General features: G+C 39.9%; 20 protein-coding genes and 1 other RNA gene. 4 read left to right on the top strand and 17 right to left on the bottom strand.

Annotated elements, in window-relative coordinates; all coding sequences use genetic code 11:
* The first annotated feature begins 190 nt into the window (after positions 1-190).
* Positions 191-538, top strand: a transfer-messenger RNA (tmRNA) gene (ssrA, locus tag ACXM1Q_RS07185).
* Positions 539-834: 296 nt separating this feature from the next.
* Here ssrA and nrdG read toward each other — a convergent pair.
* From nrdG to dnaG, 5 genes are all read right to left on the bottom strand, one after another.
* Positions 835-1,392 (bottom strand): anaerobic ribonucleoside-triphosphate reductase activating protein, encoded by a 558-nt coding sequence (nrdG, locus tag ACXM1Q_RS07180; RefSeq protein ID WP_458517480.1) that lies wholly within the window; start codon positions 1,390-1,392, stop codon positions 835-837.
* A gap of 12 nt (positions 1,393-1,404) precedes the next feature.
* Positions 1,405-3,570 (bottom strand): anaerobic ribonucleoside-triphosphate reductase, encoded by a 2,166-nt coding sequence (nrdD, locus tag ACXM1Q_RS07175; protein ID WP_458517479.1) that lies wholly within the window; start codon positions 3,568-3,570, stop codon positions 1,405-1,407.
* Positions 3,571-3,975: 405 nt separating this feature from the next.
* Positions 3,976-4,305 carry a metal-sulfur cluster assembly factor gene (locus tag ACXM1Q_RS07170; RefSeq protein ID WP_458517478.1) on the bottom strand — a complete coding sequence of 110 codons (330 nt, stop codon included), beginning with the start codon at positions 4,303-4,305 and terminating at the stop codon, positions 3,976-3,978.
* 9 nt (positions 4,306-4,314) lie between these two features.
* On the bottom strand, positions 4,315-5,427 hold the full coding sequence (rpoD, locus tag ACXM1Q_RS07165; protein ID WP_135036846.1) for an RNA polymerase sigma factor RpoD: 1,113 nt from the start codon (positions 5,425-5,427) through the stop codon (positions 4,315-4,317).
* A gap of 3 nt (positions 5,428-5,430) precedes the next feature.
* On the bottom strand, positions 5,431-7,197 hold the full coding sequence (dnaG, locus tag ACXM1Q_RS07160; protein WP_458517477.1) for a DNA primase: 1,767 nt from the start codon (positions 7,195-7,197) through the stop codon (positions 5,431-5,433).
* A 162-nt stretch (positions 7,198-7,359) separates the two neighbouring features.
* Here dnaG and mscL point away from each other — a divergent pair, with 162 nt between their 5' ends.
* Positions 7,360-7,737 carry a large conductance mechanosensitive channel protein MscL gene (gene mscL, locus ACXM1Q_RS07155; protein WP_458517476.1) on the top strand — a complete coding sequence of 126 codons (378 nt, stop codon included), beginning with the start codon at positions 7,360-7,362 and terminating at the stop codon, positions 7,735-7,737.
* A gap of 87 nt (positions 7,738-7,824) precedes the next feature.
* Here mscL and rpsU read toward each other — a convergent pair whose 3' ends face one another.
* From rpsU to ACXM1Q_RS07095, 12 genes are all read right to left on the bottom strand, one after another.
* Positions 7,825-8,001, bottom strand: a complete 177-nt coding sequence (gene rpsU, locus ACXM1Q_RS07150) for a 30S ribosomal protein S21 (protein WP_000048054.1) — start codon at positions 7,999-8,001, stop codon at positions 7,825-7,827.
* Positions 8,002-8,072: 71 nt separating this feature from the next.
* Complete coding sequence (gene trmD, locus ACXM1Q_RS07145; protein WP_135036878.1) at positions 8,073-8,810, bottom strand: tRNA (guanosine(37)-N1)-methyltransferase TrmD; 738 nt, start codon at positions 8,808-8,810, stop codon at positions 8,073-8,075.
* On the bottom strand, positions 8,800-9,318 hold the full coding sequence (gene rimM / locus ACXM1Q_RS07140) for a ribosome maturation factor RimM (RefSeq protein WP_458517475.1): 519 nt from the start codon (positions 9,316-9,318) through the stop codon (positions 8,800-8,802). The genes trmD and rimM overlap by 11 nt, the downstream gene beginning before the upstream one ends.
* 86 nt (positions 9,319-9,404) lie before the next feature.
* Complete coding sequence (locus tag ACXM1Q_RS07135) at positions 9,405-9,647, bottom strand: KH domain-containing protein (RefSeq protein ID WP_458517474.1); 243 nt, start codon at positions 9,645-9,647, stop codon at positions 9,405-9,407.
* A 10-nt stretch (positions 9,648-9,657) separates the two neighbouring features.
* Positions 9,658-9,930, bottom strand: a complete 273-nt coding sequence (rpsP, locus tag ACXM1Q_RS07130; RefSeq protein ID WP_458517473.1) for a 30S ribosomal protein S16 — start codon at positions 9,928-9,930, stop codon at positions 9,658-9,660.
* Between the two features lie 113 nt (positions 9,931-10,043).
* Positions 10,044-11,786 (bottom strand): ATP-binding protein, encoded by a 1,743-nt coding sequence (locus tag ACXM1Q_RS07125; RefSeq protein ID WP_458517472.1) that lies wholly within the window; start codon positions 11,784-11,786, stop codon positions 10,044-10,046.
* Between the two features lie 11 nt (positions 11,787-11,797).
* A complete protein-coding gene (locus tag ACXM1Q_RS07120; RefSeq protein WP_458517471.1) occupies positions 11,798-12,862 on the bottom strand; it encodes a carbamoyl phosphate synthase small subunit in 1,065 nt (354 codons plus the stop codon).
* 35 nt (positions 12,863-12,897) lie between these two features.
* Positions 12,898-13,692: an SDR family NAD(P)-dependent oxidoreductase gene (locus tag ACXM1Q_RS07115; RefSeq protein WP_458517470.1), complete on the bottom strand. Its 795-nt coding sequence runs from the start codon at positions 13,690-13,692 to the stop codon at positions 12,898-12,900.
* A complete protein-coding gene (locus tag ACXM1Q_RS07110) occupies positions 13,685-13,813 on the bottom strand; it encodes a hypothetical protein (RefSeq protein WP_458517469.1) in 129 nt (42 codons plus the stop codon). The genes ACXM1Q_RS07115 and ACXM1Q_RS07110 overlap by 8 nt, the downstream gene beginning before the upstream one ends.
* A gap of 1 nt (position 13,814) precedes the next feature.
* Entirely contained in the window at positions 13,815-14,336 is a 522-nt protein-coding gene (gene pyrR, locus ACXM1Q_RS07105; RefSeq protein ID WP_135036819.1) for a bifunctional pyr operon transcriptional regulator/uracil phosphoribosyltransferase PyrR, read from the bottom strand.
* 171 nt (positions 14,337-14,507) lie between these two features.
* Complete coding sequence (locus tag ACXM1Q_RS07100; RefSeq protein ID WP_458517468.1) at positions 14,508-15,143, bottom strand: Pr6Pr family membrane protein; 636 nt, start codon at positions 15,141-15,143, stop codon at positions 14,508-14,510.
* Positions 15,143-15,475, bottom strand: coding sequence for a zinc ribbon domain-containing protein YjdM (locus ACXM1Q_RS07095; RefSeq protein WP_458517467.1), 333 nt, complete (start codon positions 15,473-15,475; stop codon positions 15,143-15,145). Before ACXM1Q_RS07095 ends, ACXM1Q_RS07100 begins: the two co-directional genes overlap by 1 nt.
* A gap of 151 nt (positions 15,476-15,626) precedes the next feature.
* Here ACXM1Q_RS07095 and ACXM1Q_RS07090 point away from each other — a divergent pair, with 151 nt between their 5' ends.
* Both ACXM1Q_RS07090 and ACXM1Q_RS07085 read left to right on the top strand, forming a co-directional pair.
* Positions 15,627-16,259 (top strand): MBL fold metallo-hydrolase, encoded by a 633-nt coding sequence (locus ACXM1Q_RS07090; RefSeq protein ID WP_458517466.1) that lies wholly within the window; start codon positions 15,627-15,629, stop codon positions 16,257-16,259.
* A 74-nt stretch (positions 16,260-16,333) separates the two neighbouring features.
* The gene (locus ACXM1Q_RS07085) at positions 16,334-16,606 is read left to right on the top strand and encodes a helix-turn-helix domain-containing protein (RefSeq protein WP_458517465.1); all 273 of its coding nucleotides are present in this window, start codon (positions 16,334-16,336) and stop codon (positions 16,604-16,606) included.
* The last annotated feature ends 107 nt before the right edge of the window (positions 16,607-16,713 follow it).

The following is a 16,713-nucleotide window of genomic DNA, read 5'->3' as shown; positions in this document are numbered from 1 at the left end:
TTTAAAAAAGGTCATAAAAACCTTTATTTGGCATGCACAAAAAGACCACTTTCGAAAGTCAGATATCAATTTGAACTTCCAAAGTGGTCTTATTTTAGATTCTAAGTCTTAACTTAATGACATTGAGTTAACATCGTGGTTTTTTCTAGCTTTTCAAGTGAAAGAATGATATACTTATCAAGTAATGTAAGGGGTCGTTACGGATTCGACAGGCATTATGAGGCATATTTTGCGACTCATCGGCAGATGTAAAAATGCCAGTTAAATATAACTGCAAAAAATAACACTTCTTACGCTCTAGCTGCCTAAAAACCAGCAGGCGTGACCAAGGTTTGATTGCTTGTGTTGAACTACGGTCTTATTATTAGCAAGCTACGATGAAAGTCAGCCTAGTACTTTCATAAGAGATGAATAGGCTCGCAGCTACTTCACTTGAGCTATGTGTGGAGTAACTGTTAAATGAAGACATAGCCTATGGTTGTAGACAAATATGTTGGCAGGTGTTTGGACGTGGGTTCGACTCCCACCGGCTCCATCTTAACTTCTTGTAAGTTTCTAAAACTTCCTATAACTTCATAAAAACCTTGAGAAATCAAGGTTTTTTATTGTTTACTTCCCAATTCTTTCTTGTAACTTTCTATAACTTTTTGAAAAAACCCGACCCTAAACGAAATTTAATATAATTCCTTTTATTGTTAGATAAACCAAAAACCACTCCTAAATCGGAGTGGTCGGCGTTCGACAATCAATGGAACCTTCGCTTGCATGATAATCTCTTTAGTGACTTCTCTAATACGGAAAAAGTCAGCCTCTAACAGGAAACTAGTGGAATTACTACTCCCTCAAGTTTTCCCAAAGTATAATCTGCTTCGCTGCAAGTGACTTGGGGACATCTATGATTCGCTGATTGGATGAACCTCTAAATTGAAGAGCCATATTTCGTTTACTCATATCGTAACGTCCATCAACCAAGATGTCAATATGCTTCAAAAGTTCCAACTTGTCAGGTGTTTCGAGGGCAAGTTCCTCCCATGTATAGCCTGTCCAAGACCAGATATCTTTGGTTGGTAATTCATTTCGAATTCGCTTAACTAGAGGTAGAAGAATTCCTGTATTCAGGAAGGGTTCTCCACCTAAAAGCGTTAGGCCTTGAACATACGGTTGGGCAAGATCTTCCATAATTTGTTCTTCTAGATCCAAAGTATAAGGGATTCCTGCAGAGAAGGACCAGGTTGCGACATTGTAACAACCAGAACAATGAAAAAGACAACCGCTAACATAGAGAGAACAGCGAACTCCTTCTCCATCTACAAAGTTAAAGGCCTTGTAATCCATAATACGACCTTGACTAAGTTCTTCACTTCGCCATTCTTGGGGTTTTGGATTATTCATAAATCCCCCTTATTAAAGGCTTGAGCCATTCATGTGTTTCACACGGGCTGTAATTTCCTTGTGTCGCCCTCGAACCATGGGTCTAGCCTGCGGATTTCCTAAATAGCCACAAGTTCGCTTTACAACATCAACCATTTTAGGATCTGTCATACCACAAGAAGGACAGCGAAATCCCTTCTCAGTTGGTTCAAAATCGCCAGAAAAACCACAAGCGTAACAATGGTCAATAGGAGTATTGGTCCCTAAATAACCAACCCGATCATAAGCGTAATCCCAAACTGCTTCTAAGGCTTTAGGATTTTGTTGGAGAACAGGGTATTCACAATAATGAATAAAACCACCTGTTGCCCCGGCTGCTGGATAATCTTTTTCAAAATCTAATTTTTCAAAAGGAGTTGGATTTTTCCGCACATCATAATGAAAACTGTTTGTGTAATATTCTTTATCGGTCACATTTTCAATGAGGCCAAATTTTTCAGTATCCAAACGACAAAAGCGATCTGTTAAACTTTCAGATGGAGTTGAATAAACTGAAAAATGATAGCCGTATATCTCTGACCAGGTCTCAGTCAAGGATTTCATCTCACGAATAATATCCAAAGTAAAGGTTTTCGCTTCTGGATTATCTTCCCAGTCTCCACCATAAAAAACACTCGCCACTTCATACAGACCAATATATCCAAGGGAAATAGTGGCTCTGCAATTGCGAAAGACCTGATCCACAGAATCTTCCCGTGCTAAGCGTTTCCCGAAAGCACCAAATTGATAGAGAATAGGCGCATTAGCCGGACTTGCCTCCTTAACCCTCTTGATTCGATACACCAAAGCATCTTTGGCAAGTTCCATTCGCTCACGAAAGAGTTTCCAAAAAGCAACTTTATCACCACTGGTTTCCAAGGCAATTCTCGGTAAATTGACAGTAACCACACCAAGATTCATACGTCCAGCGTTCACTTCTACTCCTTGCTCATCTTTCCAACCTTGGAGAAAAGAACGGCACCCCATAGGGACCTTAAAGGAACCGGTTAAATCCACAATCCTATCATAAGACAGAATATCCGGATACATACGCTTGGTCGCACATTCCAGAGCTAACTCCTTAATATCATAGTTGGGGCTTCCTGGCTCTAAGTTCAATCCTTTTTTTAAGGTAAAAATCAATTTAGGAAAGATAGCTGTTCGCCCTTCTCGTCCCAATCCCTGGATGCGAATATTCAAAATCGCTTTCTGAATTTCCCTTTCAAACCACGATGTACCCAAGCCAAATCCAAGTGATGTGAAAGGAGTCTGTCCATTGGAGGTAAAGAGAGTATTAATTTCATACTCCAAAGATTGCATGGCATCATAAATATCTTTTTTCGTTTTTACACGGGCATACTGTTCTAACTTTCCTTCCTGGACCCATTCCTTTGCATCTTTCAGATGCTTCTGATAATTAAGTTCCGCATAAGGAGCTAGGATTTGATCAATCCGATCTGCAGAACAGCCGCCATACTGACTGGAGGAAACATTGGCAATAATTTGAGAAATTTGTGCAGTTGCTGTTTGAATCGATTTAGGGGGCTCAACCTCTGCATTTCCAATTTTAAAGCCTTTCGCGAACATTCCTTCAAAATCAATTAAACAACAATTGGTCATAGGAGTATAGGGGCTATAATCCAAATCATGAAAATGAATAAGTCCTTTTTGGTGGGCATTCGCTATATGTGGCGGTAAAAGTTTCAGGCCAATAGCTTTTCCGACAACACCTGCTGTCAAATCTCTTTGAGTGTTGAAAACTTCCGCATCCTTATTGGCATTTTCATTGACCAAATGACTATCTTGATCTAAGAGCTTATAAATGGCTTGATTGATGTCTAAGGATTCTGAGCGCTCTTGCTCTTTTTTCTCCGCATACAATTGGTAAGCCGCAAGTAGCTCTTCTTGTTTCACATTTAAGAGAAAGTCTACCACCAATTGTCGAAGATCTACTGCAGAAAGGACATCTACATCCAACTGCAAGAGTCTCTCTTCTAAACCTTGCAGGACTTCCTGTAAATCCTGCTGAGACAAAAGTCTTTCCAAGTCTTGATTACTACGTTCGAGGCTTAGACATAACTTTTGAAAGTCAAAAGCAATCGATCGACCATCACGCTTCTTCACAGTTAAGCGTTGCAAATTGTCTACACGATTCTTCATCTAATAATCCTCCTTTTTACGAATAGAACTAGTGTATCACTTCACAAGTAAAAAATCAACATCTAGTGTTGTTTTGATTTTTAACACTATATCTAGTCCTTTTGTTTAGAAGAATGAACTTACATATTAAACAACAGCCAGGTATACCCCAACATCTAGCATCAAAAAAGAGGCTGAGCTCAAGCTGCAACCTCAAAATATTAGTGAATCATAAATATGTGACAAAGTCATCAATTGAACCAAGCAACAATCACTCCCTGTGTTGTAGCAAGACTTTGCTGTTTTTTAGTCAATACAATCTACTAGCTCTATGAGCCGTCTCTATCTGTTCTAATAAACCGTGGGGGAGTTAGAAAACAAAACTGTTGCAAGTATCAGAATTCCTTTCTGCTCTCTCCTTATTTCTTATTTAATCCCCAATGCAATCCGTGCGTAACGACTCATTTTTTCAACTGTCCAAGCTGGATACCAAACAAGCTTGACATCTACTTTCTGAACCTCTTCAAGTGGTCGAAGAACATCATAGATCTGTGAGGTTAATAAGTCTGCTAAAGGACATCCCATCGTTGTTAAGGTCATATCAATTTCCGTATGACCTGTTTCTGGCTCAAATCGAATTTCATAGACTAGACCCAAATTTACAATATCAATTCCTAATTCTGGATCCATGACCTCTTCCAAGGCATGAAGAATCTTGGTTTTAATTTCTTCCACTTCTACTTCTGTATAAGCCATGAATTCTCCCTAATCTTCAATAAAGTCACGCAGTGGTTTTGAACGACTTGGTTGTCGAAGTTTACGCAAGGCTTTTGCTTCAATTTGACGAATCCGTTCGCGAGTAACATTGAAAACTTTACCAACATCCTCAAGTGTGCGCATTTTGCCATCATCTAAACCAAAACGAAGACGGAGCACATTCTCTTCTCTATCTGTAAGCGTATCTAAGACTTCATCCAATTGTTCACGAAGGACAACACGGGTCGTATAATCAACTGGATTTTCAATGACCTCATCTTCAATAAAATCTCCCAAATGGCTGTCGTCTTCTTCTCCAATTGGAGTTTCAAGTGAGACCGGTTCCTGAGCAATTTTCAAAATTTCACGAACCTTATCTGGCGTCATATCCATGCGTTCAGCAATTTGTTCTGGAGTAGGATCCTGTCCTAATTCTTGAAGCAATGTCCGTTGCTCTCGGACCAGTTTATTAATTGTTTCAACCATATGTACCGGAATCCGAATGGTTCTTGCTTGATCTGCAATGGCCCGAGTAATGGCTTGGCGAATCCACCAAGTTGCATAAGTTGAAAATTTAAAGCCTTTAGTATGATCAAACTTATCCACCGCTTTCATCAAGCCCATATTTCCTTCCTGAATCAAATCTAGGAATTGCATACCACGTCCTACGTAGCGTTTTGCAATGGACACGACTAAACGTAGATTGGCTTCAGCTAAGCGTTGCTTAGCTTCTAAGTCACCTTGTTCCACTAAAATAGCTAATTCTTGTTCTTCATCATTGGTTAAAAGAGGCACAACCCCAATTTCTTTCAAATACATCCGGACAGGATCGTTGACCTTAGCTGAATTGCTTCCAAGCAACTCCTCATCCGACAAATCCTTTTCCTCTTCCTCGGCTGCCAAAACACGTTGGCTTGGATTTCCATCTTTATCCGTGATTGCAATACCTGCATCTTGAATTCGTTGCAAAAGATTATCAATCCCGTCAGCATCTAAACTAAAAGGGATTATAAGAGAGCTATTAATTTCCTCATCTGTTGCAGTTCCGGAAAGCTTATGATTCCGAATAAAATCTGCTATTTGAACATCTAATGTTGTTACTTCTTTTTGTTTTTTAGCCATTCCTTACTCCATTTTTCTTTTTTGGGCAATTAGTTCATTTAAGTCAAGTGCAGCCTGATCATGCTGTCCAAGCTGCGAGGCTGCTTGAATCGTCTTAACAATTTCTTTATTTTTTTGTTTATACTTTTCTAATTCTTGGGTTTGTAATAATTGCTCAATCTCCTCATCCCCAATTTGAGGAGGTAAATTCATTTCTAGAATTTGATACCATAAACGATTGATTGCTTCTGTCTCTTCATCCAAATCTTGGCTGGTTAATTGCCTTTTTTTTAACAATAGTTGATAGAGATCTTCATGATCTTTTTCAACAAAGTGAAAATTTTCCAAAAAACGAAATTCATTTAATAGGGAGCTATGGTGGATGAAGCGATGAAGCAGCTGCCTCTCGGTATGGATTAACCTACTCTGAGGAAGACTTATCGGTATCTCTACCGGAGCTATTCGCACCTGATTGACTGAGCCAGCTGCTCCTTGAACACGAGCTTTAGCGACTAGCTGCTCCACTTGGATTTGATCAAAAGCTGGAGCCTCTTGGATTAGCTTCCTGGTATAAACTTCTCTCAGTAAATCGGTAGGTAGAGTTGCAATATAGGGAACCAACTGCTCAACATAAGCTAATTGAGCTTGAACTCCTTGAAGGTTTGCCGGACGGTAATAGTCCATCAAAAACTCAACGGAATCCATACGAGTCTCCTCCAAGCAGGAACGCAACTCTCCTGGAGAATGCGCTTGAAGAAATTCATCCGGATCCATCCCTTGGGAAAAGCGTACAACCTCTACTGAAAAACCTTTTAATTCTTGAATGGATTTCTCAATAGCTGCCTGTCCGGCATCATCTCCATCATAAGCTAGAATCACAGTCGGGTTATAAGCCCGTAAACGTTGGACATGTTCGGAAGTCAAGGCGGTCCCCATCGTTGCGATGACATTAGGAACACCTGCACGATAAGCAGCAATGACATCCATAAATCCTTCCGTCAGATAAACTTCTTTACTCTTCTTAATATGAGGAAGTGCTTGATTCAAATGATAGAATTCAAAACTCTTATTAAAAATCTTAGTCCGTCGGCTGTTTTTGTATTTAGCCTGTTGGTCTGAAGAATTTCCAAAAATCCGACCGGAGAAACCAATAACTTGGCCCTTAACATTCGTTAAAGGAAACATGATACGATCATAAAACGAATCAACCAAACGATTCTGCTCAATATGAAAGAGACCAGAATCTAAATAGCGGTCTTCCGTAAAATCGAATTTTTGACTCACCCGATCATAAAGAAAACTTCCTCTAGCAGGTGCTAATCCAATTCCAAAATATTCAATATCCTTACGAGACAGACCACGTGATTCCAAATAAGCTAGCGCTTCTTTCCCCATAGTCGATGTCAGCAAAATCGCTTGGTAAAAAGTCGCAGCTTCTTGATGCAGGGCTATCAAGTCTCCTTCAATAGAAGGTGGCTTGGCTTTCGTTTGTCTTGCAAAAGAAACGTCAATGGTTTCTCCGTTAAACTGTGCCACCTTGGCAACAGCTTCCATAAAAGGAATTCCATCGATTTCTTCAATAAAACGGAAGACATCTCCTGACTTGCCACAACCAAAACAATGGTAAAATTGCTTTTCCTGGTTGACGTTAAAAGAAGGCGTTTTTTCTCCATGAAAAGGACAAAGTCCCAAATAATTACGGCCAGCCTTGGTCAGTGGAAGGTAATCTCCGATAATATCCACAATGTTCACACGATTCTTTAAATCTTGAATCTCTTGTGTTGAAACCATATGCCCTCCTTCCGACTACTATTCCTTCATTTTATCCTAAATAGCAACTTTTGTAAAACATACCGTTCCTTGTTTTCTCTTAAAAAATCAAGCAAATTCATTGTTTTTTTAATCTTACTTAGCTATAATGAATTCGTATCAAATAAAAGAATGGAGATTCTGATGTTAAAAGAATTGAAAGATTTCCTCTTACGTGGAAATGTTGTTGACCTTGCTGTAGCCGTTATTATCGGGGCTGCTTTTGGACAAATTATTACTTCCTTGGTAGAAGATGTATTGACACCTCTCTTCTTGAATCCAGCTTTGAAAGCAGCTCAAGTTGAAAAAATCGCTGACCTTTCTTGGAATGGTATTGCATACGGTAACTTCCTAAGTGCCATCATCAATTTCTTGATCATCGGTACAGTTCTCTTCTTCGTAGTGAAAGCTGTTGAAAAAGCACAAGCATTGGGTGCTAAAAATGCTGAAGAAGAAGAAGCTGCTGGACCATCTGAAGTTGAATTACTTCAAGATATCAAAGCTCTTCTTGAGAAAAAATAATAAGATTCAATCAGTTGGGACCTAGGTCTCAACTTTTTTTTGCAATAAATAGCAGAAAAAAGCAATCCCAAAGGACTGCTTTCACTATTAGAATTTCTTACGTTTACGAGCTGCTTCTGATTTACGTTTACGTTTTACAGAAGGTTTTTCATAGAATTCACGTTTACGTGTTTCTTGAAGAGTACCAGCTTTAGTAACCGCACGCTTGAATCGACGAAGTGCATCATCTAATGATTCATTCTTACGTACCACTGTTTTTGACATTCCATCTCACTCCCTTCAAGTTAAAATCTATTATATTATACAGAACACTAGGAACCTTGTCAAGGAATTCCTTAAAAGAATTCATCGATTTCTCGATTTTCTTTGATAAGCTGCAAAAATTTCTCTTCTTCCTTGGATAAGTCATAGCCTTCTAATAAATCTGGTCGTCTGTTCAAGGTTTTTTTCAAACTTTGGAACAGACGCCATTGACGGATATGCTCATGATGTCCACTCATCAAAACGTCCGGTACAGTCATCCCTCGGAAATCATAAGGGCGTGTATACTGAGGATACTCTAAGAGGCCTGATGAGAAACTATCATCTGTATGACTACTTTCTTTACCAATAACTTGTGGAACAAGACGGACAGTGGCATCAATAATAGTCATAGCCGCCAATTCTCCTCCTGTTAAAACATAATCTCCCAAGGAAATTTCATCAGTCACCAAGGGCTTAATCCGCTCATCATAGCCCTCGTAATGCCCACAAATAAAAATAAGCCGCTCTTCTTTAGAGAGTTCCTCTGCATAGGTTTGATCAAAAGAACGACCAGCAGGATCCAAAAGAATCACCCGTGCCTGTTCGCGACCTTGGATTCCTTCAATAGCATCATAAATGGGTTGGGCCCGAAGTAACATCCCCTGACCTCCTCCATACGGCTCATCATCGACATGACGAGCTTTCTCTGCCGATTCCCGAAAGTTATGGTAAGTTATCTCCAAAAGACCTTTATCCCTAGCTTTCCCCACAATAGAGTGCTCCAAAGGCGAAAACATTTCCGGAAAAAGGGTCAAAATATCAATTTTCATCATCCAATCCTTCCGGTATCTCAACCAGTACCCGACCAGCTTCCAAATCTACCTCTAGGACTACTGATGGGATATAGGGTAGGAGTAGATCATTCTTTCCTTTTCTTTTCACGACCCAGACATCATTGGCGCCAGGTTGTAAAATTTCCTTGATTTCCCCTAGAAATTCCTCATTTTCATAGACTGGAAGGCCAATAATTTCATGGTAGTAAAAGGCTCCTTCTTCTAAGTCACTCAAATCTTCAACCGCAATTTTTAATGTATAGGTTTTATATTTCTCAATATCATTGATGTGGTACATACCCTTAAATTTAATGATATCGAATTGCTTGACTTTACGATGGCTATGAATCTCTACCCTCTGAACAAATTGACCCTTGGGATCAAATAGAGCTAACTGACTTCCTTTTTTAAAGCGTTCTTCTGAAAAATCGGTTACTGATAGAACCCGCATCTCCCCCTGTAAACCTTGGGTATTGACAATGGTTCCAACATTTAGATATTCCATCTATTCTCTCCAATTTGAATAAAAAAGCTGGGACCGTGGTCCCAGCAAAGTAGCTTCTTCAAAGATTCGAACTGATTCAAGCAAGATTAGTCTTGCTCATCAATGACAATCCGAACTTTTTTTGAATGGATTGGGACCGAATAAACAATCGTCCTTATCGCTGAGATAGTCCGACCTTTCCGACCGATTACACGTCCTACATCTGATGGATGCAAGTCCAAATGATACTCCAGAAATTCAGGCGTATCTTCGATACGGATCGTCAATTGATCTGGATGTGAAATCAAAGGTTTCACAATTGCAATAATGAGATTTTCAATCGTGTCCATAAGCTAACCTTTATTTAGAGTATTTTGACTCGTGGAATTTCTGCATGATTCCAGCTTTTGAAAGAATGTTACGTACTGTATCAGATGGTTGTGCACCATTAGCCAACCATGCCAAAACGCGCTCTTCTTTAAGAGTCACTTGATTTTCTTCAACAAGTGGGTTATAAGTTCCGACTGTTTCGATGAAACGTCCATCACGTGGAGCACGTGAATCTGCAACATTGATACGGTAGAAAGGTTTCTTTTTAGAACCCATACGAGTCAAACGAATTTTAACTGCCATTTTATAAATTCTCTTTTCTAAACTTTTTCTTTTGTTAAGGAAACTCAACAATAGTTATTCTAACACCTTCTTAAAAAGCTGTCAAGAAAAAAACTTGACAGCTTTTACTTTTTTTAATCAAAGCCTTGACGAGTATACAGAGGACGTAACTTCAAGCTTCGAATTTCTGGACTACCGTAAAGTTTATCAGGTTTCTCCAACAACAATACTTGATCAATTAATTCTGGACTTAAGGGTTCTAAATATTGCTTCATTCCAGCCTCCAAAGGGCTATTGCTACCGACTAAGATGGATTCCTTCCAAAGCTCTTGTCCTAACCAAGGATCTTGATCTGAGTAAAGAAAAACCGTACTTGGATGAATACTTGGCTCAGCCTCATTTTCTAGTTCATAACTCGAGTAATAAGCTGTGGTAAAACCAACCCATCCCTCAATTTCCTTATACGTCGGGAGAATACCTTCTGACACACGCAAATCCCAAATCGTCTCCTCTGCTTCATCCCATAACTTAGCAATCCGCAAATCCGATAAACCTACAACCTTCGCTTGTCTCAGTAATGTTAGATCTCCAGGATTTTGAACCAATCGTTCTTCTAAGGCTACAACAGACTCTAGGGCTTCTAAAAATAGCGGATCGATATGGGTTAGCCCTTGAATGTAAGAAGCTGTCAATCCCCTTCGCAACCCCTCCAAAAGATATAACAAACGATCCGATTGTTGACGAACAAGATGGTCCACTAGGTCTTCCTCACTCATTCGCTCCAGAGGATGCTCCAATCTCGCCTCTAATACCGCTAAACCTTTCAAAAGAACTGCTTCTAAATTACGGGCATAAGCATAAAATTGTCCTGTCGACTGCCGTCGTAAAGCTCCAGTTAGTAACCGTGGATGGTGAAAGTCTAGTGGAAAGCGAGCTACTAAATAATCCATAGCCGGCTCACCGGCCTTCCAACTCGGCATCGTTTGAAGCGACTGACCTTCCAAAATATGCAACATTAGCTCTGCCATCGGTAAGCGTAAAATTTGACTCATCATCAAGGCACTATCATTTAAACCCAAACCAACTTGTAATAAAAAGGCTTGCTTTTTATCTGGATTCCATGCAAAACGTAAGGAGATAGATCCTTGTAAACGAAGTCCTCTAGCAAGACGAATCGAATAATTTCTTAAAAATTGTAAGTCGGAATCTGACAATGTCTGAGCGGGAAAAACAAGCGTCGCATCTTCTCGGTGTTGCCCAACTGGTTCAATATGTTCTGCAGTCCCTACAATAAAGCTAGAGTCAAATGAATCGCGTACCAATACTAGCTCAATCTCCCTTAAGCCTTTCATAGGACTCTCTATATAATAGGGAAGAGGCAACACTAGGTCTTGGAAATGTTCATAGGCGGCTAAAAGTTCTTCCGTATTGGAAACTGTCATCGGCTCTTGACCATGCATTTGAAGAGAGTCTCGAAGAAGAACAGGGAAAGAGAGTTCTTGCAAACGTTCCTTCAAATCTTCCCATCCATAAATCAACTGACTATTCGTCATATTCAAATCTAATTGCTTCAATTGTGCCTGAAATAATTCTGGATGCAGAAGATACTCTAAAGACTTAGCGGGATAAATATGCCAGCGATCCTTCATCTGCGACCAAGCTTCTAATTTTTGCACTTCGATCAGAACATCAATTAAATCACGATCTAAAAACAAAGGAACAATTGTATAATCCGGTTGCTCCACTAAAGCTTGAAGTAAGTTCTCTAAATTTTCAAAAGAATGATGAATCCAATTTTTATGCTTTTGCAATAGACGATTCAATGTTCGTTCTTGGTTCTGATTCAATTCCCTTGGTGTCAAGACTAGCTTCTTCATTCAAATCCTCCTTACTCCAATAAGGTGAAAAATTCATCCATCAAATATCTAAAATCATGAGGACCTGGTGATCCTTCTGGCGAGAACTGAACAGAGATAACCGGGCGCCAACGATGACGATACCCCACAACATAATCTTGATCTAAGGTTATATGGGTGGCTAATAGATGCTTGGGAAAATTCTTCCTTTTGATCGGGTAATGATGGTGGTAATCTGCAATGGTCACTTGATTGGTTAAGGGCTCATACAAGGCTTGTTTCCCCGTCTCTCCATAGGGAAGGTCAGCTACATCTGCTTGATTGGCTAAAGCTAAGAGCAGATGTCCCAAGCCGATAGCTAACATTGGATAGGTCTCTTGCAGACGCAACAATTTCTCCAACAAATCCTGACTTGCTAAATAACGAGGATTTCCTGGACCACTCGACAAAACGATCGCATCTGGTTGGTACAGAAGAATTCGTTCAAGAGAGGTATCAAACGGTAAGACAATAAGATTGCTCTCCCGCTTGGACAATTCTCTCAACAAAGAATGCTTAACACCAAAATCTAAGAGAACAATATTTTTCCCCACTCCTGGAACAGGGAATGGATCTCTTGTGGAAGCTTGCCGAGCATCATCCTTCGGTAAAACTGTTGCTACGAGTTGATCCAAGAGATGATGTAGACTATCTCCTTCATCAGCAATCGTAGCCTTCATCGGACCTTGTTTGGTTAATATTCGGGCCAAAGCACGGGTGTCTACCCCCTGAATCCCCGTAATTCCTTTAGCTTTGAGGTACGCATCAAGATCTTGCTCCTGTTTCCAAAAGGAGCCCTTGCGACGATAGTCCGCTACAATAACGGCACGACAGGAAGGCTGAAGGGACTCATCTAGTTCACGCTGAAAACCTGTATTGCCCACTCGCGGATAAGTGAAGGTCAAAAGTTGCCCACTATAGGTTTGATTGGAAATAATTTCCTGATGACCACTTGTATGATGTGACAGTACGATACTACCTGTAACATCCTGATCTGCTCCTAAAGGACTCCCCTCAAAGACCTGCCCATTTTCCAAAATCAGTAGTCTTTTTGTCATCACTTACCTCCCTCCATTTAGTTCATTCGTAACTCTTATTTAAAATTTGCGAAGCGTAGTGTCAGCCAGCGAGCTAATCTTGGACACATACGATGTCCCAGATAGGCTAGACGCATGGCAAAAGGTAAATTTACCTCATAAGGTAGCTTTTTCGTTTGCCATATCAGCTCTGCTAGGAGTTTAGCTACCTGATGAGCTTCTAGGGCAAATCGCTCTACATTTTGAATATAAGTCTGCATGGCCGGACTATGATCAAAAAACGCAGTTTTAACAGGTCCTGGATTCACAACTGTTACTTGGACACCAGAATCCTCCAATTCCATTCCCAATACTGCTGCATAAGTCATCATCGCACTCTTGCTTGCTGCATATACAGAAGACTGAGGTGTCGGTAATTTTCCAGACATAGAAGCTACAATGATGATTTTACCACCACCTTGCTGTAACATCTGTTGAGCAGCTACCTGTGATAACCGAATTCCAGATAAAGTATTCAGTTGAAATTCTCTTTCTACTTCTTGTAGTGTAAAATCTAATGCAGGCTTAAAATCAGCAGCTCCAGCCACATGCAATACTACATCTAATCGACCAAAATGCTGAAGGGCTACCTGTAGGCATTCTGAAATTGCATCGACTTGTGTCAAATCGAAAGGATGAGTAACAACATCAACTGCATGCTTCGACGATAGTTCCTGGGCTAACTGATCTAATTTTTGTTGATTTCTTGCAACTAAGACAAGAGCCAGGGAACCTTGTTGCGCCAAATGTCTTGCCGTCGCCTCTCCTATCCCACTAGAAGCCCCCGTAATTAAAACAACTGGCTTAGACATAGACTACCTCAATCGTAGATTCTAATAAAACTGGTTGGGCAAAAAACTCTTGCCAAGATAGACTCAGCCAACTACTTATCCGAGCCCTCACCCATCGCTCAGACCTCGTTTTCTGAGCCATTTTATTCCCCCTCACTTAGCAGCACACAATCTTGTCCATCCAATTCACTCAACTGAACCGAAATTTTCTCCTTGGAACTGGTTGGAATATTTTTTCCAACATAGTCGGGCCGAATCGGTAGTTCCCGATGTCCTCGATCCACGAGAACTGCCAAGGAAACCTTATTAGGTCTACCACGATTAATGAGGGCATCAATGGCTGCTCGAATTGTCCTTCCTGTATAGAGAACATCATCCACTAAAATAATATTTCGTTTATCGACATCAAACGGAATATAGGAGGTATCTTCTCCCCCTTTTTGGTCATCTCGAAAAGGATGAGTGTCCAATTCACCCAGAGGAATTTGAATCCCTTCCAACTGTTCCAAGCGTTCTTGAATACGTTTGGCTAAATAGACCCCTCTACGTTTAATTCCTACTAAGACAACTTGGTCCAAATCCTTATTGCGTTCCATGATTTCGTAGATAATCCGTGTAATTGCACGTTTAAGTGTTACATCATCGACCACTTCCTTGACCCGCATGACTCAATTCTCCTTTTTTCAAAACTAAAAGCCTCCTTATTCAAGGAGGCTCCACAAAATAAACTGTACTCAGTTTCTTCCATCTGACTCTCCTTGTCTGCCTCACAGGACAGAATTAAAGGAAATTTTTCTTAAACTAGAGTAGCATCTTTTAGTCTTTTTTGCAAGACATTATACAATCTTATCGGCTTGCTTCCTCATTTTATTTTTAAAAACAAATAAAAGATAGCCTACAAGCAGATAAGCTAGAAAAATAAAAACTGCATACTGAAATACATAGGCCCAACCATATTCCGTAACATCTAAAAAGAAATAAGCGAAGGGACTGTGTTTAGCCCCGGGAATCGGCCATTTCAGAACTAAGCCATTCACCAAAGCAAAAGCTAAGTAATAAATCGGAAACAAGGTCCAAAGCCAAGGATCTACCAGACGGTACTGTCCAGCCTGATCCCAAATTAAAGTATCTGCAACAAAAGCTAGAGGTACCACATAATGCACAAGGAGATTTTTCAAGGTATAAAAATCTTCTGACGAAACACTTGGTGATAAGAGGATGTGGTAGACTACAAAAGTGATTAAGATAGCCATCGTCACACCGGCCTTAAGCCGATAAAAATTCTGAGTTCGCTTCTGATTCCAAGTCCACAAAGTAGCGTAGAGAAATCCCCAAACAAGAATATTAGATTGAACCGTATAATAGAGCAGCATTCCCCAGCCATCTTCGAGGAGCTCCAAACTAATGCCAATTGTTGAAAGGATTAGTAAGAGGAGTCGATAAAATAGGATTATTTTTCTTCGACTAGCCATTAGACTTTTTTCACAAATTCAGATTTCAACTTCATGGCTCCAAAACCATCAATTTTACAATCGATATTGTGGTCGCCTTCAACCAAGCGGATATTTTTCACTTTGGTTCCCTGTTTCAAATCTTTCGGAGCCCCTTTAACTTTTAGGTCTTTGATTAGGGTCACTGTATCCCCATCAGTCAGTTTTACTCCGTTCGCATCAAGGGCAACCACACCTTCTTCTACTTCAACATTTGGATCCCATTCATAAGCACATTCCGGGCAAACCAAAAGAACACCATCTTCATAGACATATTCAGAGTTACATTTTGGACAATTTGGTAGAGTATTCATTCTCTTCCTCCATCTTTCATTTTAGTACATGAAACATTATAGCAGTAGAGTTGAAATTGGTCAAAATTTTCTAGAATGTCAGATTTTCTCTGTAATCTTTAAGGTAGAATGTACCCCTGGCATGGTATACTAATTGGGAAAGGAGGATACCATGCCAATTCACCAATCCTTTAATGCACTTGCTGGAGAAAATACCTATTACTTAGAATCTCAAACTTCTGTAATCTTGGTCGATCCTGGTAGTGATTTGCAACAAATTCTGATGCAATTACAACGAATCAATAAACCTCTAATTGCTATCTTTTTAACCCACACCCACTATGACCATATTTTTTCCCTGGAGGAAATTCGCAAACGCTATCAAAATCCGCCTGTCTATGTCTCACCTCTTGAAACTGATTGGCTTCAAGAACCAATTAAAAATTTATCAGGCTTAGAGCGACATCAGGATTTACCAAATATCATCTGCCAACCTGCGGAAGTTACATTTGAAACTGATAAGGAACTCGTCTTACAAGATTTCTCTTTCAGAGTTCTTGCTACTCCTGGACATTCCATAGGGGGAATCTCTCTGGTTTGGGATGAGGAGGAAGCAGTTTTAACAGGAGACTGTCTTTTTAAGGAAACGATAGGTCGTTGGGACCTTCCAACTGGAAATCAAGAGCAGCTACTAAACTCCATTCGACAACAGCTATTCCCTCTCCCAGATCATTATTTGGTCTTTCCAGGTCACGGTCCCAGCACTTCTATCGGACATGAAAAAAATCATAATCCTTTTTTCTAAAACAAACTATATTTTTATTGTATTTACCCTTAAATTTTGCTATAGTAATGGAAAAATAAAGTGGGAGTAGCGCTATGTTTGATAGTAAAAAATTAAAAAAACGTCGCTTAGAATTGAACCTTCGTCAAGAAGATATCTATCAAATCCTGGCTATTCCACGGTCTTTATATGTCCAGTGGGAATCGGGAGCACAGATTCCAACCTATCAACAAGTATTACAATTGTCCAAAATTCTATCAGTTGAAGATACCTATCTGATTGACCCCAAGGATATTTTTAATATCTATCTCAAACTCTCTAGGAAAAACAAAAAAAAGGTAGACGAATTCGCAATGTCATTAAGTTAAGGATTTCGAAAGCTCCTAAATTGAGCTTTCGAAATCCTTTTTTTGCTATACTTAGGCTAAAGGAGGTGGATAGAATGCCAAATCAAGTAAGGAAGCAACTACGAAAT

Source organism: Streptococcus sp. 10F2 (assembly GCF_054331515.2).
The sequence above is the reverse complement of the archived record's forward strand: the minus strand, read 5'-3'. Positions and strand labels throughout refer to the sequence as shown.